Here is a 24,647-nt window from a genome sequence, read left to right on the forward strand (position 1 = left end):
CTGCATGGGAGGGAGGAGTTTTCACATGCGCACACAAGTCGTCATCATTGGCGGCGGTCCGTCCGGGCTGCTTCTCGGTCAGCTTCTGCACAAGCAGGGGATCGAGGCGGTCGTGCTGGAACGCAAGACCCGCGATTATGTTCTGGGCCGGATCCGTGCCGGCGTGCTGGAAACCGGCCTTGTCCGGCTGATGGAGGAGGCCGGCGTTGCCGATCGCCTGCACAAGGAAGGCTATGTCCATGACGGCACCCAGGTCGCCTTCGGTGGCGAGATGTTCCATGTCGATTTCAAGGCCCTGACCGGAACCCCGGTCATCGTCTATGGCCAGACCGAGGTGACGCGCGATCTTTACGATGCGCGCGAGGCCGCAGGCGCCCCGACCGAATTCGAGGTCGATCATGTCGCCATCCACGATGCCGATACCGATGCGCCTTATGTGACCTATGAACAGCACGGCCAGCAGAAGCGCATAGATTGCGATTTCGTTGCCGGCTGCGACGGGTTCCACGGTGTCAGCCGCAATACCATCCCGCTGGGCGTGCGCCGCGAATACGAGAAAACCTATCCCTTCGGCTGGCTTGGCGTCCTGTCGGAAACCCCGCCCGTCCATGACGAGTTGATCTATGCCAATTCTGAACGCGGCTTCGCGCTGTGCTCCATGCGCAACGAGAATCTGTCGCGCTATTACATCCAATGCGCGCTGTCCGATCATGTTGAGGACTGGACCGACACCGCCTTCTGGGAAGAGTTGAAGCGCCGCATTCCCGAAGACATCGCCGCGAAGCTGATTACCGGCCCGACCATCGAGAAATCCATCGCCCCCCTGCGCAGTTTCGTGACCGAGCCGATGCGTTGGGGCCGGCTGTTCCTGTGTGGCGATGCCGCCCATATCGTGCCGCCGACCGGGGCCAAGGGCCTGAACACGGCGGCGAGCGACGTGCATTACCTCTATCACGGGCTGGTCCAGTTCTATCGCGACAAGGACAGCGAGGGCATCGACCGCTATTCCGAAAGGGCGCTGCTTCGGGTCTGGAAAGCCGAACGTTTCAGCTGGTGGTTCAGCGGGCTTTTGCACCGTTACCCGGATATGAGCCCCTTCGATCTGAAGATGCAGGCCGCCGATATCGCCTTCCTGCGCGACAATGAAAGCCAGCAGCGCGCCTTCGCCGAAAACTATGTGGGATTGCCTTACTGATGCAGATCATCGACACAAACGGGATCGGGCTGCATGTCGCCGATCAGGGGCCGAAAGACGGCAAGCCGGTGGTTTTCGCCAATTCGCTGGGGACCGATCTCAGGCTGTGGGACGCGCTTTTGCCGCTGCTGCCCTCGGGCCTGCGTCTGGTGCGTTACGACAAGCGCGGCCACGGGCTGAGCGCCAATCCGGCGGGACCCTATACCGTTGAGCAACTGGCGGACGATGCCGCCGGGTTGATCGGCGCGCTCGGGCTGAAGGATGTGGTCTTTGTCGGCCTGTCCATCGGCGGGCTGATCGGGCAGGCACTGGTGCTGCGGCACCCGGACCTGCTGAAGGCGCTGGTGATCTCGAACAGTGCCGCCAAGATTGGCACCGATCAGATGTGGAACGACCGCGTCAATGCGATCCGCGAATTCGGGCTGCAGGTCGTGGCCGCGCCGACCATGGAACGCTGGTTCTCGCCCGCCTTCCGCGCCACGCCCGATCTGGCCCTGTGGCAGCGCATGTTGGAACGTCAGCCGGCCGATGGCTATATCGCCTGCTGCCAGGCCATCGCTGCCGCCGACCTGCGCAAGCAGGTGCCAGGTCTGAAACTTCCGGTGCAGATGATCGCCGGCAGCCTCGACGGCTCGACCCCGCCGGAACTGGTCCGGGCCTCGGGGCAGCTTATCCCGGGCGCGGGTTATTCCGAAATCGACGGCGCTGGCCATCTGCCCTGCGTCGAGGCCGCGCCGGCCTATGCGAAGATTCTCAATGCATTCCTGAAGGAGGTCGGACATGTCTGATCGTTACGATGCCGGCATGAAGGTCCGGCGCGAGGTTCTGGGCGATGCCCATGTCGACCGGGCCGAGGCCCAGAAGACCGAATTCGACCTGCCCTTCCAGGAAATGATCACCGAAGGTGCCTGGGGCACGGTCTGGGCGAGCGACGGGATTTCCCGCCGCGAACGCTCCATGCTGACGCTGGCGCTTCTGGCCGCCACCGGCAATTTCGAAGAAATTCCCATGCATATCCGTGCCACCGCCCGCACCGGTGCCACCAAGCGCGACGTGTTGGAAGCGTTCCAGCATGTGGCGATCTATGCAGGGGTCCCCCGCGCGAACCATGCCCTGAAACTGGCGAAGCAAACCTATACCGAAATGGAGGGTAGCCAATGAAACCTGCAGAATTCTATCAACGCGACCGCCACCGGCATCCGCCGGCACTGACACCCGATTACAAGACCTCGGTGGCCCGCTCGCCGCGCTACAGCATGATTTCGCTGCAGCAGTCGGTCTCGGAAATCACCGGGCCGGTCTTCGGTCATAACGATATCGACCCGATCGACAACGATCTCATCAAGAACTACGCCAAGGACGGCGATCCGGTTGGCGAGCGGATCATCGTCCATGGCCGGGTTCTGGACGAGAATGCGCGCCCGGTGCCGAACACGCTGGTCGAGGTCTGGCAGGCCAATGCCGGTGGTCGTTACCGGCACAAGAAGGACACCTATCTGGCCCCCATCGACCCGAATTTCGGCGGCTGCGGGCGGACCATCACCGATGAGAACGGCTATTACTTCTTCCGCACCGTCAAGCCCGGCGCCTATCCCTGGCGCAACTGGGTGAACAACTGGCGCCCGGCGCATATCCATGTCTCGGTCTTCGGCTCGGGCTTCTGCCAGCGGTTGATCACCCAGCTTTATTTCGAGGGCGACCCGCTGATCCCGCTTTGTCCGATCGTGGCGACGATCCCGGACCCGGATGCGGTTCAGCAGCTGATCGCGAAGCTGGACATGAACGCCTCGGTGCCGCTCGACTGCATCGCCTACAAGTTCGACATCGTGCTGCGGGGTCGCCGCTCGACCCTGTTCGAAAACCGGCTGGAGGGGAACTGAGATGACACAGAAACTCGATTACCTGAAGGAATCGCCCTCGCAGACCGCCGGGCCTTACGTCCATATCGGGCTGGCGCCGGGGGCTGCGGGCTTCGACATCTACAAGCAGGAACTCGGCTGGGACATTGCCGGCCACAAGGCCAAGGGTCAGCGGATCCGGGTCGAAGGCGTCGTCATCGACGGCATGGGCAGCCCGGTGAAGGACGTGCTGCTGGAAGCCTGGCAGGCCAATTCGGAAGGCCATTACGCCCATCCCGAAGGCGGCGGCAAGGTCGAGGACGGCTTTCGCGGCTGGGGCCGGGTCATCACCAATTTCGAGACCGGCGAATGGGGTTTCGACACGGTGAAGCCGGGCGCAGTTCATGCGCGGGTCAAGCTGGGTTCGGGCGTGGCAGAAAAGGTCGCCTCAAGCGATCCCGACTGGCAGGGCCGCATGGACAGCCATGCCCCCATGGCACCGCATATCAACCTGTGGATCGTCGCGCGCGGGATCAATATCGGGCTGAATACGCGCATGTATTTCGAGGACGAGACCGAAGCGAATGCCGTCGACCCGGTGCTGAACCTGATCGAATGGGAAAATCGTCGCGGCACCCTGCTTGCAAAACGGGCCGGAGAACGCGACGGTGTACCGGTCTATCGCTTCGAAATCCGCCTGCAAGGCGACAATGAGACGGTCTTTTTCGATGTCTGAACAAAATCCCTGCATCATCTGCGTGGCCATCACCGGGTCACTTCCCACCAAGGAAAACAACCCGGCGGTGCCGATCACCCTGGCCGAGCAGATCGAAAGCACGCAAGAAGCCTTCGAGGCCGGCGCCAGCATCGCGCATTGCCATGTGCGCGACGACGAGGGCAAGCCGACCTCGGACCCCGAGCGTTTCGCGGCGCTGAAGGAGGGGCTGGAAAAGCACTGCCCCGGCATGATCGTGCAGCTTTCGACGGGCGGACGCTCGGGTGCGGGGAATGCGAGGGGCGGCATGCTGCCCCTTGCGCCTGATATGGCCAGCCTTTCGGTCGGGTCGAACAATTTCCCGACCCGCGTCTATGAAAATCCGCCGGATCTGGTGGATTGGCTGGCATCCGAAATGCTGAAATACGACGTGAAGCCGGAAATCGAGGCTTTCGATCTGTCGCATATCCTGCAGGCGGCGGCGATGCACAAGGCGGGCAAGATCAAGGATACGCCTTATGTGCAATTCGTCATGGGCGTGAAGAACGCCATGCCGGTCGACCGCGATGTGTTCGATTATTACATCCACACCGTCAAGCGGCTGTTCGGCGACGATGTCGCCTGGTGCGCGGCCGGGATCGGGCCGAACCAGATCGTGCTGAACGAATGGGCGATCTCCTCGGGCGGCCATGCCCGCACCGGGTTGGAGGATAACGTCCGTCTCGACAAGGATCGGTTGGCCCCGTCCAACGCCGCGCTGGTGAAGCGTGCGGTCGAGCTTTGCGAGAAATACGAGCGCCCGGTCGCCAGCTTCGCGCAGGCGCGCCAGATCCTCGGGCTTCGGGCCGCCTGATGGTCTCTGCCCTGTTCGCGAGGCTTCTGGGCGACGCCGAAATGGCGGCGCTGATGGGGGATGAGGCGGCGATCTCGGCCATGCTGCGGGCCGAGGCGGCGCTGTCGCGCGCGCAGGGCAGGCTGGGCATCATCCCGAAGGATGCGGCGGCGGCGATTGCCAAAGCCGCTGAGACCCTGCGGCCCGAACCTGATGGGCTGGCGGCGGGCGTGGCGCGTGCCGGCATCGCCGCGCAGCCGGTGATCGGCGCGCTGAAGACGGCGGCGGGCGATCATGCGGTTTGGGTGCATTTCGGCGCCACCTCGCAGGATATCGTCGATACCGGGCTGATGATCCAGCTGTCGCAGGCGCTGGCGCTGCTGCGCTCGCGCCTGTCGGATATGTCGGATCTGCTGGCCGCGAAGGCCCACGAATATGCCGATCTGCCGATCCCGGCCCATACCCGTTTCCAGATCGCCGCGCCGACCACACTCGGCGCCAAGATCGCCATCTGGCGCGCGCCGCTGCTGCGGCAATTGCAGCGGCTGGACGAATTGCTGCCGTGCCTGCTGAATGTCTCGCTTTACGGCGCGGCCGGGACATCTGCCGCCTTGGGCGAGCAGGCCGGCGCGATCCGGCAGGCCATGGCGGCGGAGCTGGAACTGGGCGCGCCCGAAACGCCTTGGCACAGCACGCGCGACATGATCGCCGAACTCGGCGGCTGGCTGTCGCTGACCACCGGCGCGCTTGGCAAGATCGGCGCCGATCTGGTGCTGTTGGGACAATCGGAACTGGCGCAGGTCAGCGCCGGGACCGGGGGCGCGTCTTCGACCATGCCGCAGAAATCGAACCCGGTGGCGGCGGAAACGCTGGTCACGCTGGCGCGGCTGAACGCGGGCGATCTGGGGGCGCTGCATCAGGCCATGGTTCACGCTTACGAGCGTGACGGTTCGGTGCTGGAGATGGAATGGGCGCTGCTGCCGGCGATGCTGGAACGCACGGCGGCGGGTCTGGCCATCGGGCAGGACCTCGCCCGGACGCTCCGTGCCAATCCGGCCCAGATCGAGGCCGCGTTTGCCGCCGACCGTGGCATGATGCTGGCCGAAGCGGCGGGTTTCCTGCTGGCGCGAGAGATGCCGCGCCCGCAGGCCCTTAAGATCGTGGCCGAGGCGCTTGCCGCCATGCAGGCCGATACCTCGCTGACGCTGGCCGAGGCGCTGCAACCGCTGGCCCCCGGGCACGACTGGGCCGCGCTGCTGGCGCCCGAGCGTAATCTCGGGCAGGCGCCGCAGATTGCCCGCGCGGTGGCCCCGCAAGCATGACCGAGGCGCTGTTGATTGCCTTCGTGGCATTCCTGCTCGGCGGCATTCTGAAAGGTGCCATCGGGGCCGGCACGCCGGTGGTGGTGATCCCGATCATGTCGATCTATTTCGACGTGCCCTATGCGGTCGCTGTCTTCGCGCTGCCGGCGCTTGCGTCGAATATCTGGCAGGGCTGGCGCTATCGGCACAACCTGCAGGATCGGACCTTCGTCTGGCGGCTGGTCGTTTCGGCGGCGGTGGGCGCGTTTATCGGCACGGCGCTGCTGGCCTCGCTGCCCTCGGACTGGCTGTCGCTGACCGTAGCAGCATTGGCGCTGATCTATGTCGGCTTTCGGCTGATGAAACCGGACTGGTCGCTGAATTACGGCATCGCCCGCGCGCTTGCCGTGCCGGCGGGCTTCGTGTCGGGGATATTGCAGGGAGCGGCGGGGATTTCGGCCCCGGTCTCGGTCACCTATCTGCACGCCATCCATATGCCGCGAGAGCGGTTCATTCCGACCATTTCGGCCATGTTCGCGGCCATGTCCATCGTCCAGCTTCCCTCGCTGGCGGGGATGGGGGTGATGACCTGGCAGGTCTTCGCGATCAGCATTGTGGCCTGCCTGCCGTTGTTCATGGGCATGCCCATCGGCGCGGCCCTGGTGCGACGGGTCGGTGCGAAACTGTTCGACAGGCTCATCATGGCGATGCTGCTGGTCATCGCCATGATGCTGATTGCCAAGGCGGTCTGAGCCTCAGTTCAGATCGGCAAAACCCTTGCCCTCGCTGACCAGCGTGCGGATCAGCGCCGGCACGGCCCAGCTTTTGGGATCCTCTGCGGCAAGGGCCTCGTATTCCGCCAACAATGCCGGCAGGCCCCATTCATCGGCCAGCCGCATCGGTCCGCCGCGCCAACGCGGGAAGCCGTAGCCATGGACCAGAACCAGATCGACATCGGCAGGCCGGTTGGCGATGCCTTCTGCGACGATATCGGCGCCCTCGGCGATCATCGACAGGGCGAGGCGGCGGGCGATTTCCGCGGCGCTGAAATCGCGGCGTGTCACCCCGGCTTCCGAGGAGGCGCGGCGGACCTCGTCATCGACCGCCTCTGACGCCACCGGCTTGCCGTCCTGATAGTCATACCAGCCCGCGCCGGTCTTGCGGCCAAGCCGCTTCAGGTCTTCGACCATGCGGTCGGCGACGGGGACGTAACGGCCCTTGAAAATCTCGCCCGCGTCGCGCTTGCGCTTGCGGTTGGCATAGGCGATGTCGAGGCCGGACAGATCCTGCACCGCGTAGGGCCCCATGGCCATGCCAAAGCCGGTCGCGGCCTTGTCCACCTGTGCCGGCAGCGCCCCTTCCAGCAGGGTCACATCCGCCGTCTGGCGATAGCGGGTCAGGATGCGGTTGCCGATGAAGCCGTCGCAAACCCCTGCCTCGACCGCGATCTTGTTCAGCCGTTTGGTCAGGGCGAAGGCGGTGGCGAGGGTCTGCTTCGACGTGCCCTCGGCCCGGATCACCTCGACCAGCTTCATCAGATGGGCGGGCGCAAAGAAATGCAGGCCAAGAAAGCGCGAGGGGTTCGAGACCACCTCGGCGATCCGGTTCACGTCGAGATAGGAGGTATTGGTGGCAAGGATCGTATCTTCCGGCAGCCCCGCCGCCAGCCGTGTGAACAGCGCGCGCTTCACGTCGAGATTTTCGAACACCGCCTCGATCACCATGTCGACCGGGGGCAGGGGCGTGTCGGCGCCGCTGATGAAATGGAAGGTTTCGGACTTGCGGCGAATGGATTCGGCGGCGTCCAGCTTGCCGCGACTGACCGCCTCGTCGAACAGCTTCTGCACATTGGCGCGGGCGCGGGTCTCGGCCTCGGCATCGTTTTCCAGCAGGGTGATCTCGATCCCGGCTGAGTTCAGCGCATAGGCGATGGCCGCCCCCATGGTGCCGCCGCCCGCGACCAGCACATGATCGACGGGCGCGGGGTCGAGCTTCTTCAACTCGGCTGAGGCACCGGCCCCGCGTTCGGCAAAGAAGATGTGACGCAGCGCGCGGGCCTGTTCGCCGGCGCGCAGGTCAAGGAAAGCGGCACGCTCTGCCGCCATGCCCTCGGGCAGGGGCAGGGTCGCGGCATGTTCCATCAGCTCGATGGCTTTCAGCGGTGCGATCTGGCCGCGCATCCGCTTTTTCGCCGTGTCGCGGGCGGCTTGCGCGGCCTCGGGTGCTGCGGCAGGGGCGGGCAGGTCGGCGATGGCGGGGCCGAGATTGGACAGGTCCAAGGCAAGTGCCGCGTCCAGCGGATCCTCGGCCAGTGCATCGACCATCCCCTGTGCGAGCGCCGCCTTGCCCTTCAGCACCGCCCCGGTCGAGATCAGCGGCAGCGCCTTGTCCAGCCCGATCAGGCGCGGCAGGCGCTGCGTCCCGCCAGAGCCGGGCACCACGCCAAGCGTCACTTCCGGCAGGCCGATCATGGCCGCAGGCGCGGCGATGCGATAACGGCAGGCAAGCGCGATCTCATAGCCGCCACCAAGTGCCGCGCCATTGATCGCGGCGATGGCGGGCAGTTCTGCCAGCGCGTTCAGCACGTCGGGTAACTGTGGATCCAGCGCCGGGCCGTCGAATTCCTTCGCATCGGCCCCGGCGACGAAGCTGCGCCCGGCCCCGGTCACGACCACCCGCTCGATCCGGCCAGCCTCAAGCGCCGCCTTCGCCTCGGCGCAGGCGGCCAGAAGGCTGGCGCGCACCGCCTGCGAGATCACGTTCACCGGCGGGTTGTCCACGGTCAGAATCAGGGCATTGCCACGATATTCGCGGCTCACAGGGTCGGTCATGGAAGGGCCTTTCAACGCGTCTTTACGGGCAGAGGGACTTTGTCAGGCGAGATATAGCAGATCGCCCGCATCGGGCCACCATGTTGGCGCAAACGGTGCGGGGTCACCCTAGCCGATGGCGTCGAGCGCCGCGCGAAGGGCGCGAATCCGGGCGGCACTGGTCATGCGCGCGCCGGGCGGCTGGAAGCCAAATTCCGCGACCTGCGGCAGGTCAGGCGATGGCGCGTTGACCGAGGCCGAGGCATGGATCTCGCGCAGCGGCAGTTGGGTGGCAAAAAGCGCGGCATTGGCCTCGGACACGCCGCCGCCGGGCATGACACTGACCAATGGCGCGGCGTCGGCCATCTGCGCCAGCCGCTCGATCCCCGCCAGTGCGGTTGCTGCCCCGCCCGAGGACAGCACCCGGCGGATGCCCAGATCGGCGGCAAGGCGCATGGCTTCAACGGGGTCCGGCGCTAGGTCGATGGCGCGGTGCAGCGTCACCTCCATCCCCTCGGCGGCGCGGATCAGGTCGGCCAGCATCTCGGCATGAAGGCGACCGTCGTGATGCGAGGCGCCGATGACGATACCGGCCAGCCCGGCGCTGCGGGCGGCTGCGATCTCGGCCCGCATGGCGGTCAGTTCATCCCGGCTCCAGACGAAATCGCCGGCGCGGGGGCGGATCATCGCCATGGCGGGCAGGGGCGATGCGGCGGCCAGTTCCATCAACCCGGCCGAAGGGGTCAGCCCACCAAGGGCGAGCGCGGCGCAAAGCTCGATCCGGTCGGCCCCGCCTGCGGCGGCGGCGCGGATGCCTGCGGCATCGTCGACGCAGATCTCCAGTGCGATCCCGGTCATGCCTGCCCTCGTCGTATCAGCAGGCCCGCGCCCAGAAGCCCGGCCAGCCCGCTGAGGATTGCCGCCGCCGGATAGCCCTGCAGGCCGGCGCCGATGGCGAAGATGCCGGCACCGATGGCGCCGCCCAGGAACATGTTGACCGCGATCAGCGAGGCCGACAAGCCGGGCCGGTCGCTGATCAGGTCGAGAAGATAGGAAATCGGGATCGAGATGATGCCGGCGGCCCCCACCCCTGCCAGCAGGCTGGCGGCGAAGACATGCATCGGCTCTGTCGCCAGTGCCAACCCGATCAGATAGCCCAGATAGATCGCGGTTGCCGCCGCCAGTGCCGTGGTCAGCGACAGGCGGCGCAGCGACCAGGTCCAGGCGAACATGAAGACGACTTCCAGCAGCGCGACCATGCCGATGGCGACACCGACATCCTCGGGCGTGCCGCCGGCCTGTCCGGTCACGATCAGCGGCAGCACCGCGCCGTTCACATGCAGGACCTGGCTGATCAGCGCCACGCCGATCACCGGGACCAGCAAGCGCGGGCGCAGGACCTGCAACATGTCGCCGAAGACCGATCCGGGCAGGCGGACCTGCACCGGCCGGTCGGTGCGGCCCGAACTGGGCGCGACCGGCGAGGTGCCGGTGCCGCCGATCGGGGGATCCGCCTCAGCCTCGGGCGCGGGCCGGTCGGGGTCGAGCCAGAAACCCACCGTGCCCATGCAGGCAAGTGCCGCCAGCGCCGCGATCAGATAGGCCGCGATCATGCTGCTTTGTCCGGCCAGCAGCGCGCCGACCGCGCCCGGCACCAGCACCCATGACAGCGAGATCGCCATGCGCATCACCGCGTTGACGATCTGCGTTTCGGCGGCGTCGAACAGGTGCGACTGCGCGCGGACATTGCCGAACAGCATCGAGTTGGTGGCGTGAAACAGCGCCAGCGGACCGATGGCCGCCAGTCCGAAGACGAAGGCCGAAGGTGCCGCCCAGACCATGCCGTAGCCCAGGACGCCGAAGCCCGAGACCAGGATCAGCGGCAGGCGATAGCTGTGGAACCGGTCCGAAAGCGCGCCGATGGCGATGGCCATGACGACATTGGTGATCGAGGCGATCAGCGCGATGGCGGCATAGCCCTGATCCGACAGGCCAAGCTCTCGGATGCCGATGACCGATTGATAGGGCGAGGTCGCGGCCCCCGCCAGCCCGTAAAGAAAGATCGCGGCGGCCGAGACCCGCACCACCTTGTGCCGGCGCAGGATGGTTATCCACGGGTTCATTCGGGGGCGCGGCCTTGCGGAAAGCGGGCCGAGGGCTCGGCCTTCGCTGTGAAGGTCGTGTCCGGTGCATAGGGCAGGGCGCGCTGCGGGCGGTGGCGGTTTTCCAGCCGGGCGATGTCCTGATTGACCGCGCCATCGGTCAGCGCCATCAGGTTCGGATTGGCGAGCGGCGCGAGCTCCGGCGAGAGATATCCCGATTTCACCACCACCAGCCGCGCCTTGGCCGGATCAAGGCCCAGCCGGGTGAAATCGGCGATGTCGTGATAAGGCCGTCGCCGCGCCGCCAGCACCACCCGAATCCCGCCGATTCGAACCACCGCCTGCCGTTCCGCCGGATCGCCGGGGTCGAGCAGCCGTTCCACCTCGGCCTGTGCCGTGACCGAAACCCCCGCCGGATCGAGGCTGGCACCGATGCGCAACTCCAGCCGCGCGCCTTTGCCGGCGTGGAAGCAGGCGGAGGTGGCCGGCGCGTCGGTGATGCCGGCAAGGATTGCGTCCTGCCAGCCCTGCCCGATCAGTGCTGCCAGCACATCGGCGCGGTCGCCCACGCCGCCGCCCGTGGGGTTGTCGCCGCTATCGGCGAGGATCACGGGGTGGGTCGGGGAGGTCTGTGCCAATGCCAGCATCTCGTCCAGCGATCCGGTGACGGGGCCGAAGCGGAAGGCGTCGCGGGCGGCCCAGAAATCGGCGGCGATACGTTCTGCTGCGGCACTGGCTGCGGCGCGGTCGGTGCCGGTGACGATGGCGGCGGCGGTGGCGCGCGGCTCGTCCGCCCAGACATAGCCGATCATCAGATCGCTGCGCCAGACGCCCGGCCCTTCCAGCGCAGGCAGCGCCGCGTAAAGCCCGCGCGCCGGTTCATCGACGGTCGAGGAACGCTCTCCCGGCAAGAGCAGCGGCACCGGCACGCGGACCACGCCGGGCCGGGTGCCGCTGCGAAGCGCGCGCAGCAGCATGGTGAAAGCAGCCTCCATCGTCTCGGCCACGTCGATATGGGGCGCGGTGCGATAGGCGGCGAAGATGTCGATGGCGTCGACGATCGGCTGCGAGACATTGCCATGCAGATCGTAGCTGACCGCAATCGGCAGCTCGGGGCCGATCAGATCGCGGACGGCACCGATCCAGTCGGCCTCGGCATCGAACATGCCTTCGACCTTCATCGCGCCATGCATGGCCAGATAGACCCCGTCGACCGGCAATGCGGCGCGCAGCCTGTCCAGAAACTCGGCCTTCAGCGCGTCATAGCAGGCGCGCCCGACCGGCCCGCTGGGCACGGCACGGGCATGGAGCAGCGGCGCGATCTCGGCATCGTGGCGGGCAAGGAAGGCGAAATAGTCATGCGCCACCAGTTCCGCACCGCGCAGCACCCGGAAATCCCCCGGCCCCATGAGCGCGGGGGAATAGGTCGAGCATTCGGTATGAATTCCGCCGACAGCGATGCGCACGGGTCCGTCTCCTTCCGCTCAGAGGGTGGGATGCAGGCGCACCTGCGCCGCGAAACGCAGCCAGTCCTTGCCGGGTTTCTGCGTCCAGGCGGCTTCGGCGACGGCGGGCAGGCGCGGGAAGACCATGTCGTTGAACCAGGCCGTGGTGGTGAAATGCTCGCACCAGATGCAGGACTGGATGCCGCGCATCCGGGGTCGCAGGCGCTCGGGGAAATCGCCCTCGGCCTCGTAGCCATAGGTCTTTTCGGGCGGCACCGGCCCGGCCCAGCCGGCCCCGTTTTCCAGCCAGTCAGGGCCCTGGACCATGTCCATGTAATAGGCCTGACCCGGGGTCATGACCACGTCATAGCCCTGTCCGGCCAGTTCGATTCCGACCTCGGGGTTTTCCCAGGCCATCAGGACGGTGTCTTCGGTGTCGATGCCGCCGCCATGGGCAAGCTCGTTCCAGCCGACCATGACCTTGCCGCGCGCGCTCAGCATCGCCTTCACCCGGCGGGCGAACCAGCTTTGCATCTCGAACGTGCCCGACAGCCCCTCGCGCTGCATCAGGATCCGCGCCTGTGGCGAGGCGAGCCAGGCATTCTTTGCCACCTCGTCCCCGCCGATATGGAAATATCGCGACGGGAAGATCCCGGCCAGTTCGTCGATGATCGTCTCCAGCACCTCGAAGGTGGCGGGGATGCCGGGATTCCAGGAATTGTTGGGATAGCCCTGCACCGGGGCATAGCTGTGCGGCGGCTCGTCCGGGTCGACCAGGAAGGGCAGCGCGGCCAGCACGCAGGCGGCATGGCCGGGGGTCTCGATCTCGGGCATGACCTCTATCCCGAGGGCGCCCGCATGGGCGACGACGGCGCGCATCTGGTCCTGACTGTAGAACCCGCCCGAAGGTTCCGGCCCGTCGCCAAGCTGGGGCGGCATGCCGGGCAGGTCATGGCCGCGCGTGGCACCGGCGGCGGTCAGTTCGGGATAGGCGCGGATCTCGGCCCGCCAGCCCTCGTCATCGGTCAGATGCCAGTGGAACAGGTTCATCCTGTACCAGGCGAGGATGTCGATGACCCGCGTGACCTCCTCAAAGCGCCAGAAATGGCGCGAGACATCGAGGTGACTGCCGCGCCAGCCGTAACGCGGCGCGTCCTCGATCGCGCCCGAGGGCGGGAAGCGGAAATCCGGGTCGGTGAAGGCGCCGTGCAGCATCTGCGCCAGTGCGATCAGCCCGTAACGGCGCCCGGCCTCGGTGCTGGCGCTGAGCGTGATGTCAGCGCCGAAATCCAGCCGATAGCCTTCGGCTGGAAGGGCCGGATCCCCGGCAAAGGCAAGCGCGCGGCTGCCCGGCGCGGGCGAGAGTTGGAACAGCTTGCGCGCCGCCGGGAACAGCCGCGCATGCAGCGCATCGACCGAAAGCATCAGCCGCCGGTCGGCCAGCGAGGTTCCCTCGGCTGCATGCAGCATGACCGGGGCCGGGCCGGGCGTGGCCTCGATCCGGTTCGGCCAGGGCAGCAGCGCGAAGGGCAGGGTCAGCCGCCCCTGCGGCAGGCGGGGCGGCGGCGGGGCGGGGGTCTCGTGGCCTTGAACCAGATCGCCGATCTGGATCGGCTGATGCTCGCCCGTGGCATGTGTGATCCAGGCGGTCTTGGCGGCGTCATTGCGGTGGAACGGCATCCGGAACAGGCCCGAGGCGCTGAAGCGCCAGCTTTCGCCCGGCGCCAGCCGCAGCCCTTCGGGCGGGGCGAATTCGTGAAAATTCGCCACCCGGCGCAGCAGGGTTGCACCGACGATTTCATGCTCGGGCATGATCCGGGTGATGGTGGTGATCGACAGGGTGAAATCCGTCAGCGCCTCCTCGCCGAGGTTGTGGAGCGTGACGGTCCAGCAGCCATCGGGGGCGGGCACAGGCGTCCAGGCGTTTTCGAGGAACAAGACCATGATGGGATCCTTCGGGTCCTAATAGTCGCGCGACTGGGTGAAGGTGCGCGCCAGTGCGGGAATGCCGGCGGTCAGCCCGCAATCGACGGGCAGAAGGGTGCCGGTGATCGCGGCCGCCAAGGGCGAGGCCAGGAAGCCCACCGTCTCGGCCACGTCCACGGGGTTGACGATGCGACCAAGGGGATAATGCGCGGCGGCTTCCTCGAACACTGCCGGATTGGCCTCGGCGCGGGCCTGCCAGGCGCGGGTGCGCACGGTGCCGGGGGCGATGGCATTGCAGCGCAGCCCGTAGCGGCCATATTCGACCGCGATCAGCCGGGTCAGGTGGATCATGCCGGCCTTGGCCGCCGAATAGGCAGGGTGCCCGAAGACCGACATGCCATTGACCGAGGCGATATTGACCACCGCCGAGGGCTGCGCCGTCAACTGATCGGCAAGCGCCTGAAAGACGTAATAGGCCGCATCGAGATTGAGCGAGATATCCGCCCGCCAGCTTTCCGGCCCGGTGGCGTGAAGGCTGGGACCAAGCGCCGCGCCGGCATTGTTGACCAGCGTCACCGCCTGCCCGGCGGCGCGGACCTGATCGGCCAGCCTCGCGCAGCTGTCCGGGTCGGTCACATCGACCTGAACCGCCAGCGCCTTCGGGCCCAGTTCCCCGGCCACCGCTTCCGCGCCGGCCAGATCGCGGTCGGCCAGCACCACCCGGTCGTGATCGCCCAGAAGCCGGCGGGCAATGGCCTGGCCGATATCCCCGGCGGCGCCGGTCACGATGGCAACGTGTTCTGGCATCATATCCTCTTGTCAGTTGTTGGTCTTGTTGGTGTGCGTCGTCAGTCGCCCAGAATCTGGCGGTCGTCGCCATCGCGATGGCGGATCAACTGCTGCTTGATCCCGCGCAGCAGCCTGGCCGAGCGGTCGCGGTCGGCATAGGCGACCAGATTGGCGATGATGTCGATGACGGCCAGGAAGGCATAGCGGGTCGAGGTCGCGCGGAAGATATTGCGCCCCTCGGGCAGGTCGATGGCGATCACCACATCGGCGGCCTGGGCCACGGGCGATCCTGCCTGGGTCAGGGCGACGGTCCGGATGCCGCGCTCGCGCAGCAGTTGGAAGCAGCGGCGAAGCTCGACATTGCGGCCGCTGAACGAGGATCCGAAGACCACCGCCCCCGGTTCCGCTGCGGCGGCCTGCATCAGGTTCAGCCCGTGATCGGTCGAGGCGGTGATCCGGCAGCCCAGCCGGAACAGGCGGTTCTGCAACTCGTTCACGATCATCGAGGAATTGCCGCCGGCACCGAAGGCATAGATCATCGGGGCATCGGCCAGCAGTCCCGCCGCCTTGGCGACCGCGTCCAGATCCAGCCCGCGATGGGCTTCGAACAGCGCGTTCTGGGCCTTGGTCACGATATCCTCGGCGATCTCGGCGGGGGTCGTGGTCGGGGTCTCCGGGTTCAGATAGCGCAGCCCGACATAGGCGCTTTTCGCCAGTTGCACCTTGAAATCGGAGAACGAGGCGCAACCCAGCCTGCGGCAGAAGCGCGTCACCGTGGGCGGCGAGACCCCGGCGCGTTCGGCGATCTCGGTGATCGAGGCGCCGGTGGCGAAATCCACATCCTTCAGGATTTCCTGCGCGAGCTTGCGTTCCAGCGCCGAGACCAGCCCTTCCTCGCTGACCAGCGTGGCGATGATGTCGGGCGCGCCGGTGCTGTCGGTCCGGGCCTGACCGTCCGAATGCTGCCGCGCGGCGCTGCGCGGATCGGGGCTTTGGGAATTGGGCATGGCCAGTCCAGAAATTTGTTTTCTCTTGTTCTTGACATTTAGCCATGATGATCGCGAATATGCCAGTCAAATCTGCCGTAGCAGAAATTAATTTTCATATGAGGTGCCCGGACGTGAGCCTGCGCGATCCTTTCCAGAATCCCTTCCCGGCTGACGATCCGGATCGCCGCAGCATCTGGGAGATGCTGGTGCCGCGCGATATCGAGGCGTTCCTGAGCGCCGACTGGCAGATGGTGGCCGGCGATTTCATCGCGCCCGGCTTTACCGGAATCAGCGGCAATCACCAGCCCGATCCGCAGGGCTATACGCTGGCCTTCCCGACGCTGGAGGCCTATCGCGACGAATGGCTGCGTCAGGCGCGCGCATTCGGGGCCGACCGCGATGCCGGTGCCTTTGCCGGCGATCCCCGTCAGGGCATTTTCGCCGCCACCCGGCTGGAGGAGATCGAGATCACCGGCGACGCGGCGCTTGTGCGCAAGAAATTCGACGGCGCGCTGGACAAGGCCGATGGCAGCCGCGACCGGATGAACTGGCAGACGCTCTATATCTGTCGCCGCGATGCCGGGCACTGGAAGATCGCCGGTTTCGTGGGTTACCTGCCCTACAGGGCCGCGTGATGGTGCGGCGGGTCTTCGTCGCGGCGCTGGCGACCGAGACGAACACGTTTTCGCCCATCGTCATCGACCGGCAGGGATTCGAGGGCTCGCTTTACGCCCCGCCCGGCCAGCATCCGGCCACGCCGACGCTGTGCACCGCGCCGATCACGGTCGGGCGCAGGGTCTGCGCCGACAAGGGCTGGACATTGATCGAGGGCACCGCCGCCTGGGCCGACCCCGCCGGTCTGGTCGCGCGTGGTGCCTACGAATCGCTGCGCGACGAGATTCTGGATCAATTGCGCGCGGCGCTGCCGCTCGATGCCGTGGTGCTGGGTCTGCACGGTGCCATGGTCGCGCAGGGATATCTGGACCCCGAGGGCGATCTTCTGAGCCGTGTCCGCGAGATCATCGGCCCCGATGTGCTGCTTTGCGCCAGCCTCGATCCGCATAGCCATCTGACCGCGAAGCGGGTCGCGGCGGCGGATTTCTTCGTCGCCTTCAAGGAATTCCCGCATACCGATTTCGTCGAGCGGGCCGAAGACCTGTGGCGGATCGCGGTCGATACGCTGGAAGGCCGGGTGCGACCGGTCATGTCGGTGCATGATTGCCGGATGATTGATGTCTTTCCGACCTCGCGCCAGCCGATGCGCGGTTTCGTCGACGAGATGATGCGGATCGAGGCCGAGGCGCCGGGCGTGCTGTCGCTGTCGGCGATCCATGGGTTCATGGCCGGCGATGTGCCCGAGATGGGCACGAAGATGATCGCCGTGACCGATGGCGATGCGGCACTCGGTCGGGAACTGGCCCGGACCCTGGGCGAGCGGCTTTACGCCAATCGCGGCCGCCACATCATGCCCGCCATCGACGAAAGACAGGCGGTGGCGCAGGCCATGGCCGCGCCAGGCGGGCCGGTGGTGATCGCAGATATGTGGGACAATCCCGGCGGCGGCACGGCGGGCGATGCCACGGTCCTGCTGCGGGAATTGATGCGACAGGGCGCGCGCGGCGTGGCCATCGGCACGATCTGGGACCCGATTGCCACCCGGCTTTGCATCGTCGCGGGCGAGGGGGCGGAACTGCCCCTGCGCTTCGGCGCGAAATCCGCGCCCCTGACCGGCGATCCCGTCGATGCGGTGGTACGCGTCCAGCAGGTCGCGCCCGAGGCCGAGATGCGCTTCGGCGAAAGCGTGGTGCCTTTCGGCCCCGCCGTGCGCGTGGCGCTTCTGGATGGCGCGGGTGCCGAGACCGGGATCGAGGTGATCCTGAACACCATCCGCGCGCAAAGCTATGATCCGTCGCTGTTCTCGGCACTTGGGATCGACCCGCTCGGCCAGAAGATTCTGGTGATCAAGTCGACCAATCATTTCTATGCCGCGTTCTCGAAGATCGCGTCGCAGATCATCTATTGCTCGGCCGGGAAGCCCTATCCGAACGACCCGGCGACGACGCCCTATCGCCATGTTCGCCGCGACATCTGGCCCCGCAATGCCGCCCCCGCAGGAGACCGAGAATGAGCTTTCCCTGGCCCGACCCCGGCACACCCTTGGCCGAGGTGCCGACGCCCATGCCGGTCCTTGACGAGGATCGGCTGGCCGCCAATATCGCCCGCGCGCAGGATTACATGGCGCAGCACGGGCTGAACTTCCGGCCCCATATCAAGACCCACAAGCTGGCCTCGGTCGCGCGCCAGCAGCTTGCCGCAGGCGCAATCGGGCTGAACTGCCAGAAACTGACCGAGGCCGAGGCATTCGCCGAAGCCGGCTTCGACGATATCCTGATCACCTATAATATCCTCGGCCCGGCGCGGCTGGCGCGGCTGAAGGCGCTGAATGGCCGGATCGGCGGGCTGAAGGTCTGCGCCGACAGTGCCGGGACGGTGGCGGGCTATGCCGATGCCTTCGACACGGAACGCCCTCTTTCGGTGCTGGTCGAATGCGATACCGGCGGCGGGCGTTGCGGTGTGCAGAACCCGCAGCAGGCGGCGGAACTGGCGCGGATGATCGCGTCCCGCCCGGGCCTGCACTTCGCCGGGCTGCTGACCTATCCCGCGCCCGGCGGGGCTGTGGCGGTGCAGGCCTTTCTGACCGAGACGATGGCGCTGCTGGCGGCTGACGGCATCGACTGCCCGATCCGCTCGAACGGGGGCAGCCCGGACCTGTGGAATGCGCATCTGGTCACCGCCGCGACCGAGCATCGCGCCGGCACTTACGTCTATAACGACCGCGCCATGCTGCGGGCCGGGGAATGCGGGTCCGAAAATCTGGCGATGCAGGTGCTGGCAACGGTGGTGTCGCGCCCGACGCCTGGCCGCGCGGTGCTGGATGCGGGGTCGAAGGCGCTGACCTCGGATCTGCTCGGTTTCACCGATCACGGGTTGATCGAATCGCTGCCCGGCGCCCGCATCCGCTCGCTGTCCGAGGAACATGCCGTTGTCGATCTGTCTGACTGCAACGGCCCATTGCCGGCGGTCGGTGCGCAGGTCGGGATCGTGCCGAATCACTGCTGCGTGGTCTCGAATCTCTTCGACCGGGTGGTGTTCCACAGGGGCGGCATCGTCACCCGGGTTGAGCCGCTTCTGGCCCGTGGCACGGTCTGGTGATGAAAAACACGGCGCAGAACGTGAAAATATGTTACATATAGCGCCAAAAGATCCGAATTTTCTTGACCTGATATGGGAAAATTTGGTTTTGTGAGAAAAATAATTTCTTCAAAGAGGGTGGAATGAAGGTTGGCATCATCGGGCTTGGCTATCGGCTTGGCTACCTTGGGCATGTGTTCAAGGAGATGGATCCCGATTTCGAGATCCTCGGCTATTTCGATCCCGACCCCGCCGGATTGCCCACGCTTCAGGAACATGGCATCTCGCCCGGCACCCGCCATGCCTCGGCTGAGGAGCTGGTGAAGGCGGGTGGCTACGATCTGCTGATGATCGGCTCGCCCAACCATCTGCATCTCGATCATATCCGGCTGGGACTGGAGGCCGGCGACAAGATCTTCTCGGAAAAGCCCATCGTCGCCACCATCGACCAGACGGTCGAACTGGCGCGGCTGATGGCGCGCTACGGCCATGACCGGCTGCTGGTCGGGCTGGTCCTGCGCTATGCGCCGCTTTATCGCGATCTGCTGGCGGCGCGGGACGAGGGCCGGCTTGGCAAGATCGTCTCGGTCGAGGCGGCGGAACATATCTTCCCCTATCACGGTGCCTTCTTCATGCGCGACTGGCGGCGCTATGAAAAATGGTCCGGCAGTTTCATGCTGGAGAAATGCTGCCACGATCTCGACCTCTATAACGGGCTGATCGGGGCGCGGCCTGCCCGCGTCGCCAGCTTCGGCGGGCGCAAGACCTTCGTGCCGGAAAACGATCCGCGCCGCGACGGCATCAACGACATGAGCCTGTTCCACCGCAAGCCGACGGGCTGGAACGGCACTGACAAGGTCTTCGACAGCGATGCCGATATCATCGACTATCAGGTCGCCATCGTCGAATACGTGAATGGCGTCGGCATGAATTTCCACACCAATCTGAACGCCCCCGACCAGTTCCGCCGCTTCGCCGTCTTCGGCACCAAAGGTCAGGCCGAGGGCGATTTCATCCGCGGTTTCCTGAACGTCACCGATGTGATGACCGAATCCCGCGTGGTCGAGCGTGAATACAAGGCGACGGCGCTGTCGCAGCATTACGGCGCTGACGAGAAGATGGCCGCCGAGGTGGTCGATCACGTCATGCGCGGCGGCCCGCTGCCGGTCTCGCCCCTCGATGCGCTGGAGGCGGGGATTCTCGCGCTCGCCATGGACGACGCCCGCCGTCAGGGCCGGGTGGTCGATCTCGCCCCGGTCTGGGACCGCTATGACGAGGCGCTGATCCGAAAGGCGGCGGTATGACCAGTTCGCGTTCCGCCTGGATCTTCGCCTGGGCGCTGCTGGCGCCGGCGATCCTCTATGTGCTGATCATCGTCGCCTGGCCGCTGATCGAGACCTTCCGGCTGTCTTTCACCGATGCCTCGCTGCGCAAAGTGGTGAATTATGTCGGCTGGCGGAATTACGAGAAGATCTTCAACGAGACCTTCCTGACCGTTATCACCCGCACCTTCATCTGGACCTTCTTCTCGGTGCTGCTGAAAATGGTGATCGGCATGTGCGGGGCGGTGCTGCTAAACGCGGCGGTGCCGGGACGCAACCTGTTCCGCATCCTGACCATGCCGCCATGGATCGTGCCCATGGCCATCGGCATCTTCATGTGGGGCTGGATGTATAACGGCCAGTTCGGGATGATCTCGGGCCTGTTGCAGCGTTTCGGGCTGGTCGACGGGCCGGTGGCCTTCCTGGCCTATGGGCGCAGCGCCTTCTGGGCCACCATCGTCACCGATGTCTGGATCGGCGTGCCCATGGTCACGATCTATTTCCTGGCCGCGATGCAGGCGATCCCGAAGGACCTTTACGAGGCCGCCTGGACCGATGGCGCGAGCCGCTGGACGCGTTTCCGCCGCATCACCCTGCCGCTGATGTCGCCGGCGATCATCACCATGTCGATGCTGTCCCTGATCGCCACCTTCAACAGCTTCGACATCATCTGGATCCTGACACAGGGCGGCCCGTCCGGGCAGACCACGACGATGATCATCGACACCTATCAGGTGGCAATCGGATCCAAGAAATACGGCGAAGGCGCGGCGCGGGCGGTGGTGATCTGCATCTTCCTGTCGCTGTTCTGCCTGGCCTATTTCCGCGTCACCCGGCGGTTGCAGGGCGTGGACAAGGCATAGGGGGCAAGCATGGCCAGATTCCGCAACGACGACACGCCGATGATCGACCGCTACCGCTGGTGGGAGGTGATCGCCATCTATGCCGGCATCTTCGTCTTCCTGTTCTTCCTACTGTCGCCCTTTATCGAGGGGTTCCTGGTCAGTCTGAAACCGCTCTCGCAGCTGTTTTCGACGCCTTACAGCTTCTGGCCGGAAAACGGCTCCTTCGCTGCCTATTTCACCATGTGGGAGAGCGTGCCGGGCTTTGCGCGCTATATCTTCAACTCCTTCCTGATCTCCAGCCTGGCGACGATCATCGTGCTTCTGCTGGTCGTGCCCGCCGCCTATGCCTTCGCGCGGTTCAGCTTCCGGGGCATGGGGCTGGTGCTGGGGGCGTTTCTGGCGGTCAGCATGTTCTCGGGCGCGGTGCTGCTGATCCCGCTTTTCCGGCTGATGCGGGTGCTGGGGCTTCTGAACACCTATTGGGCGATGATCGTGCCGGGCGCGGCCTTCCTGATTCCGGCGGCGATCTGGCTGTTGCGCACCTACATGATGCGCATCCCGCGAGAGCTGAACGAGGCCGCCTATATGGACGGGGCCAGTCAGTTCTATACCTTCCGCCGGGTGATCCTGCCGATTGCGCGGCCCGGCATCATCGTCGTCGCCATCATGACCTTCATCGGCGCCTATTCGCAGCAGTTCATCTTCGCGCTGACCTTCAACTCCAAGACCGAATACATGCCGCTGCCGATCGGGCTTTACGCCTATTTCGGCAAGCAGGAGGTCATCTGGAACGAGCTCATGGCAGCCAGCTTCGTGGGCATCGCCCCGGCGCTGATCCTGATCTTCTTCCTGCAACGCTATCTCGTCGGCGGGCTGACCGCCGGCGCGGTGAAACAATAACCACCAACCGGGAGACTGAAACGTGACCACCCTATTCCGCACGAGCCTGATCGGCCTCGCCCTGGCGGGCACCACCGCCCTGCCGTCGCTGGCCGCAGATATCAGCTGGATCTATTGCGGCGACCGCATCGACCCGGCGCACGAAAAATACATCGCCGAATGGAATGCCGCCAATCCCGACTATCCGGTCGTCCCGGAAGTGGTCGGCTGGGCGCAGTGCCAGGACAAGGCGACGACGCTCGCTGCCGCCGGCAGCCCGGCGGGCATGGCCTATGTCGGCTCGCGCACGCTGAAGGAATTCGCGCTGAGCGACCTGATCGTCGAAGTCCCGATGACCGACGAGGAAAAGGCAGCCTATTACCCCAATATCGTCGATACGGTGACCTTCGAAGGCACCCAATGGGGCGTGCCGATCGCGTTTTCGACCAAGGCGCTCTACTGGAACAAGGACCTGTTCGCGGAAGCCGGCCTCGATCCCGAGAAGCCGCCGACCACCTGGGCCGAGGAAATCGAATACGCCAAGACCATCAAGGAAAAGACCGGCAAGGCCGGCTATGGTCTGCCCGCCAAGACCTTCGACAATACCATGCACCAGTTCCTGCATTGGGTTTACACCAATAACGGCAAGGTCATCGACGCCGAGGGCAATATCGTCATGGACAGCCCCGAGGTGCTGGCCGCGCTTCAGGCCTATAAGGACATCACCCCCTATTCGGTCGAAGGCGCCACCGCCTATGAGCAGAACGAGATCCGGGCGATCTTCCTCGACAAGCAGGTCGGCATGATCCAGGCCGCTGTCAGTACCGCCTTCCTGCTGAACGACACCGATATCAACTGGGGTGTGACCGACCTGCCGCTCGGCCCGAATGCCGCAGGAAAGGGCACGCTGCTGATCACCGACAGCCTCGCAGTGTTCAAGGGTTCCGGGGTCGAGGAAAAGGCCGTCGAATTCGCCAAATACATCACCCAGCCGAAGATCCAGGAGGAATACGAGGCGGGCGGTCTGGCCGGTCTGACGCCGCTGCGGCCCTCGACCGCGGTCGATACGATGGTCGCCGCCGATCCCTATTGGCAGCCCTTCATCGACGGCATCGAATTCGGCGGGCCGGAGCCGCTCTTCACCGATTATCGCGGTCTTCAGAACGTGATGATCGAGATGGTGCAATCCGTCGTCACCGGCTCGGCCGAGCCGCAGGCGGCGCTGACCAAGGCCGCAGGCGCGCTCGAAGAATACAAGTGAGACAGCCGAAGGCCCGGTCGCGTCGTGCGGCCGGGCCATTGGCACGACAGGGAAGGAACGCACCTTGGGTCAGTTGACGCTTAAGGACATCGTGAAGAAATTCGGCACCATCGAGGTCGTCAAGCGCGTCTCGCTGGAGGTCGAGGAGGGCGAGTTCATCGTCTTCGTCGGTCCATCGGGCTGCGGCAAGTCGACCCTGCTGCGCATGATTGCCGGGCTCGAACATACCACATCCGGCGATATCGTGATCGACGGGCGGCGGGTGAACGATCTGGCCCCGGTCAAGCGCGGCATCGCCATGGTCTTCCAGTCCTATGCGCTTTACCCGCATATGTCGGTGTTCGAAAATATCGCCTTCCCGCTGCGCGTCGAGAAGGCGCCCGAAGCCGAGATCCGCGAGAAGGTCGAATCCGCCGCCAAGATCCTGCATCTCGATCAGCGACTGCAACAGAAACCGGGGATGCTGTCGGGCGGTCAGCGCCAGCGTGTCGCCATTGGCCGCGCCATCGTCCGCGAGCCCGAGATTTTCCTGTTCGACGAACCCTTGTCCAACCTCGACGCCGCGTTGCGCGCCGATATGCGGATCGAACTCACGCGCCTGCACAAGCAGCTTGGCGCGACCATGATCTATGTCACCCATGACCAGATCGAGGCGATGACCATGGCCGACCGCATCGTCGTTCTTCATGCCGGCTATATCGCCCAGGTCGGCGCGCCGCTGGAACTGTATCACAAGCCGCAGAACACCTTTGTCGCCGGCTTCATCGGCAATCCGCGCATGAACATGCTGCCGGTGACCTGCACCGCTGTCGGCGATGCCGGGGTCGAGGTCGAATTCAATGGCCAGAAGGTGCTGATCCCGGTCGCGGGCCGCGACGGGCTGATCGGCGCGCCGCTCTCGCTCGGTATCCGCCCCGAACATGTCGAGATCGGCCCGGGCGAGATCGCCATGACCATCACCCCCGCCGTGGTCGAGCGCCTTGGCCAGCAGACCATCGGCTATGCCCCCCTTGCCGGGCAGGAGGAGAATTTCTGCGTCGTCCTGCCCGGCTCTCGCGGGATCGCCGAGGAAACCGCGCTGGAGGTCAGCTTCTCTGCCGGCGACTGCCACCTTTTCGATGCCGAGGGTCAGGCGCTGGAACGCAAGGTCGATCTGGCCACGCTGAACGCGCCGCCGATGCCGCTGACCGCGTGACCGCATCGCGC

General features: G+C 65.7%; 23 protein-coding genes. 16 read left to right on the top strand and 7 right to left on the bottom strand.

Annotated features, from left to right (window positions below; genetic code table 11):
- The first annotated feature begins 25 nt into the window (after positions 1-25).
- From pobA to Q0330_RS04705, 8 genes are read left to right on the top strand one after another with little or no spacing between them, the layout of a single operon-like run.
- Positions 26-1,195 carry a 4-hydroxybenzoate 3-monooxygenase gene (gene pobA, locus Q0330_RS04670; protein ID WP_299475158.1) on the top strand — a complete coding sequence of 390 codons (1,170 nt, stop codon included), beginning with the start codon at positions 26-28 and terminating at the stop codon, positions 1,193-1,195.
- A complete protein-coding gene (pcaD, locus tag Q0330_RS04675) occupies positions 1,195-1,983 on the top strand; it encodes a 3-oxoadipate enol-lactonase (protein ID WP_299475161.1) in 789 nt (262 codons plus the stop codon). The genes pobA and pcaD overlap by 1 nt, the downstream gene beginning before the upstream one ends.
- A complete protein-coding gene (gene pcaC, locus Q0330_RS04680) occupies positions 1,976-2,356 on the top strand; it encodes a 4-carboxymuconolactone decarboxylase (protein ID WP_299475164.1) in 381 nt (126 codons plus the stop codon). The genes pcaD and pcaC overlap by 8 nt, the downstream gene beginning before the upstream one ends.
- Entirely contained in the window at positions 2,353-3,075 is a 723-nt protein-coding gene (gene pcaH, locus Q0330_RS04685) for a protocatechuate 3,4-dioxygenase subunit beta (protein ID WP_299475167.1), read from the top strand. Before pcaC ends, pcaH begins: the two co-directional genes overlap by 4 nt.
- Before the next feature lies 1 nt (position 3,076).
- Positions 3,077-3,769, top strand: coding sequence for a protocatechuate 3,4-dioxygenase subunit alpha (locus Q0330_RS04690; protein WP_299475170.1), 693 nt, complete (start codon positions 3,077-3,079; stop codon positions 3,767-3,769).
- Positions 3,762-4,601 carry a 3-keto-5-aminohexanoate cleavage protein gene (locus Q0330_RS04695; RefSeq protein ID WP_299475173.1) on the top strand — a complete coding sequence of 280 codons (840 nt, stop codon included), beginning with the start codon at positions 3,762-3,764 and terminating at the stop codon, positions 4,599-4,601. The genes Q0330_RS04690 and Q0330_RS04695 overlap by 8 nt, the downstream gene beginning before the upstream one ends.
- Positions 4,601-5,902, top strand: coding sequence for a lyase family protein (locus Q0330_RS04700; RefSeq protein ID WP_299475177.1), 1,302 nt, complete (start codon positions 4,601-4,603; stop codon positions 5,900-5,902). The genes Q0330_RS04695 and Q0330_RS04700 overlap by 1 nt, the downstream gene beginning before the upstream one ends.
- Complete coding sequence (locus Q0330_RS04705; RefSeq protein WP_299475180.1) at positions 5,899-6,633, top strand: sulfite exporter TauE/SafE family protein; 735 nt, start codon at positions 5,899-5,901, stop codon at positions 6,631-6,633. Before Q0330_RS04700 ends, Q0330_RS04705 begins: the two co-directional genes overlap by 4 nt.
- A gap of 3 nt (positions 6,634-6,636) precedes the next feature.
- On the opposite strand, the gene Q0330_RS04710 is transcribed toward Q0330_RS04705, so the two are convergent.
- From Q0330_RS04710 to Q0330_RS04740, 7 genes are all read right to left on the bottom strand, one after another.
- Positions 6,637-8,712: a 3-hydroxyacyl-CoA dehydrogenase NAD-binding domain-containing protein gene (locus tag Q0330_RS04710; RefSeq protein WP_299475182.1), complete on the bottom strand. Its 2,076-nt coding sequence runs from the start codon at positions 8,710-8,712 to the stop codon at positions 6,637-6,639.
- Between the two features lie 108 nt (positions 8,713-8,820).
- On the bottom strand, positions 8,821-9,549 hold the full coding sequence (locus Q0330_RS04715) for a copper homeostasis protein CutC (RefSeq protein WP_299475185.1): 729 nt from the start codon (positions 9,547-9,549) through the stop codon (positions 8,821-8,823).
- Positions 9,546-10,814, bottom strand: a complete 1,269-nt coding sequence (locus Q0330_RS04720) for an MFS transporter (RefSeq protein WP_299475188.1) — start codon at positions 10,812-10,814, stop codon at positions 9,546-9,548. Before Q0330_RS04720 ends, Q0330_RS04715 begins: the two co-directional genes overlap by 4 nt.
- The gene (locus Q0330_RS04725) at positions 10,811-12,259 is read right to left on the bottom strand and encodes a M81 family metallopeptidase (RefSeq protein WP_299475191.1); all 1,449 of its coding nucleotides are present in this window, start codon (positions 12,257-12,259) and stop codon (positions 10,811-10,813) included. Before Q0330_RS04725 ends, Q0330_RS04720 begins: the two co-directional genes overlap by 4 nt.
- A gap of 18 nt (positions 12,260-12,277) precedes the next feature.
- On the bottom strand, positions 12,278-14,182 hold the full coding sequence (locus Q0330_RS04730) for a family 20 glycosylhydrolase (protein ID WP_299475194.1): 1,905 nt from the start codon (positions 14,180-14,182) through the stop codon (positions 12,278-12,280).
- A gap of 18 nt (positions 14,183-14,200) precedes the next feature.
- A complete protein-coding gene (locus Q0330_RS04735; protein WP_299475197.1) occupies positions 14,201-14,971 on the bottom strand; it encodes an SDR family oxidoreductase in 771 nt (256 codons plus the stop codon).
- Between the two features lie 41 nt (positions 14,972-15,012).
- A complete protein-coding gene (locus Q0330_RS04740) occupies positions 15,013-15,960 on the bottom strand; it encodes a MurR/RpiR family transcriptional regulator (protein ID WP_299475200.1) in 948 nt (315 codons plus the stop codon).
- A gap of 113 nt (positions 15,961-16,073) precedes the next feature.
- Here Q0330_RS04740 and Q0330_RS04745 point away from each other — a divergent pair, with 113 nt between their 5' ends.
- The 8 genes from Q0330_RS04745 to ugpC all read left to right on the top strand — a co-directional run bounded on the left by Q0330_RS04745 (position 16,074) and on the right by ugpC (position 24,636).
- On the top strand, positions 16,074-16,577 hold the full coding sequence (locus Q0330_RS04745) for a hypothetical protein (RefSeq protein WP_299475203.1): 504 nt from the start codon (positions 16,074-16,076) through the stop codon (positions 16,575-16,577).
- The gene (locus Q0330_RS04750) at positions 16,577-18,070 is read left to right on the top strand and encodes a M81 family metallopeptidase (protein WP_299475206.1); all 1,494 of its coding nucleotides are present in this window, start codon (positions 16,577-16,579) and stop codon (positions 18,068-18,070) included. Before Q0330_RS04745 ends, Q0330_RS04750 begins: the two co-directional genes overlap by 1 nt.
- Positions 18,067-19,155: a D-TA family PLP-dependent enzyme gene (locus Q0330_RS04755; protein WP_299475209.1), complete on the top strand. Its 1,089-nt coding sequence runs from the start codon at positions 18,067-18,069 to the stop codon at positions 19,153-19,155. Before Q0330_RS04750 ends, Q0330_RS04755 begins: the two co-directional genes overlap by 4 nt.
- 122 nt (positions 19,156-19,277) lie before the next feature.
- A complete protein-coding gene (locus Q0330_RS04760) occupies positions 19,278-20,438 on the top strand; it encodes a Gfo/Idh/MocA family oxidoreductase (protein ID WP_299475212.1) in 1,161 nt (386 codons plus the stop codon).
- Positions 20,435-21,319, top strand: a complete 885-nt coding sequence (locus Q0330_RS04765; RefSeq protein WP_299475215.1) for a sugar ABC transporter permease — start codon at positions 20,435-20,437, stop codon at positions 21,317-21,319. Before Q0330_RS04760 ends, Q0330_RS04765 begins: the two co-directional genes overlap by 4 nt.
- A 9-nt stretch (positions 21,320-21,328) precedes the next feature.
- A complete protein-coding gene (locus Q0330_RS04770) occupies positions 21,329-22,201 on the top strand; it encodes a carbohydrate ABC transporter permease (RefSeq protein WP_299475218.1) in 873 nt (290 codons plus the stop codon).
- A gap of 22 nt (positions 22,202-22,223) precedes the next feature.
- Positions 22,224-23,441 (top strand): extracellular solute-binding protein, encoded by a 1,218-nt coding sequence (locus Q0330_RS04775; RefSeq protein WP_299475221.1) that lies wholly within the window; start codon positions 22,224-22,226, stop codon positions 23,439-23,441.
- Between the two features lie 64 nt (positions 23,442-23,505).
- A complete protein-coding gene (ugpC, locus tag Q0330_RS04780) occupies positions 23,506-24,636 on the top strand; it encodes a sn-glycerol-3-phosphate ABC transporter ATP-binding protein UgpC (protein WP_299475224.1) in 1,131 nt (376 codons plus the stop codon).
- Positions 24,637-24,647 lie beyond the last annotated feature (11 nt).

Source organism: uncultured Paracoccus sp. (assembly GCF_937873615.1).
Taxonomy (GTDB): Bacteria; Pseudomonadota; Alphaproteobacteria; order Rhodobacterales; family Rhodobacteraceae; genus Paracoccus.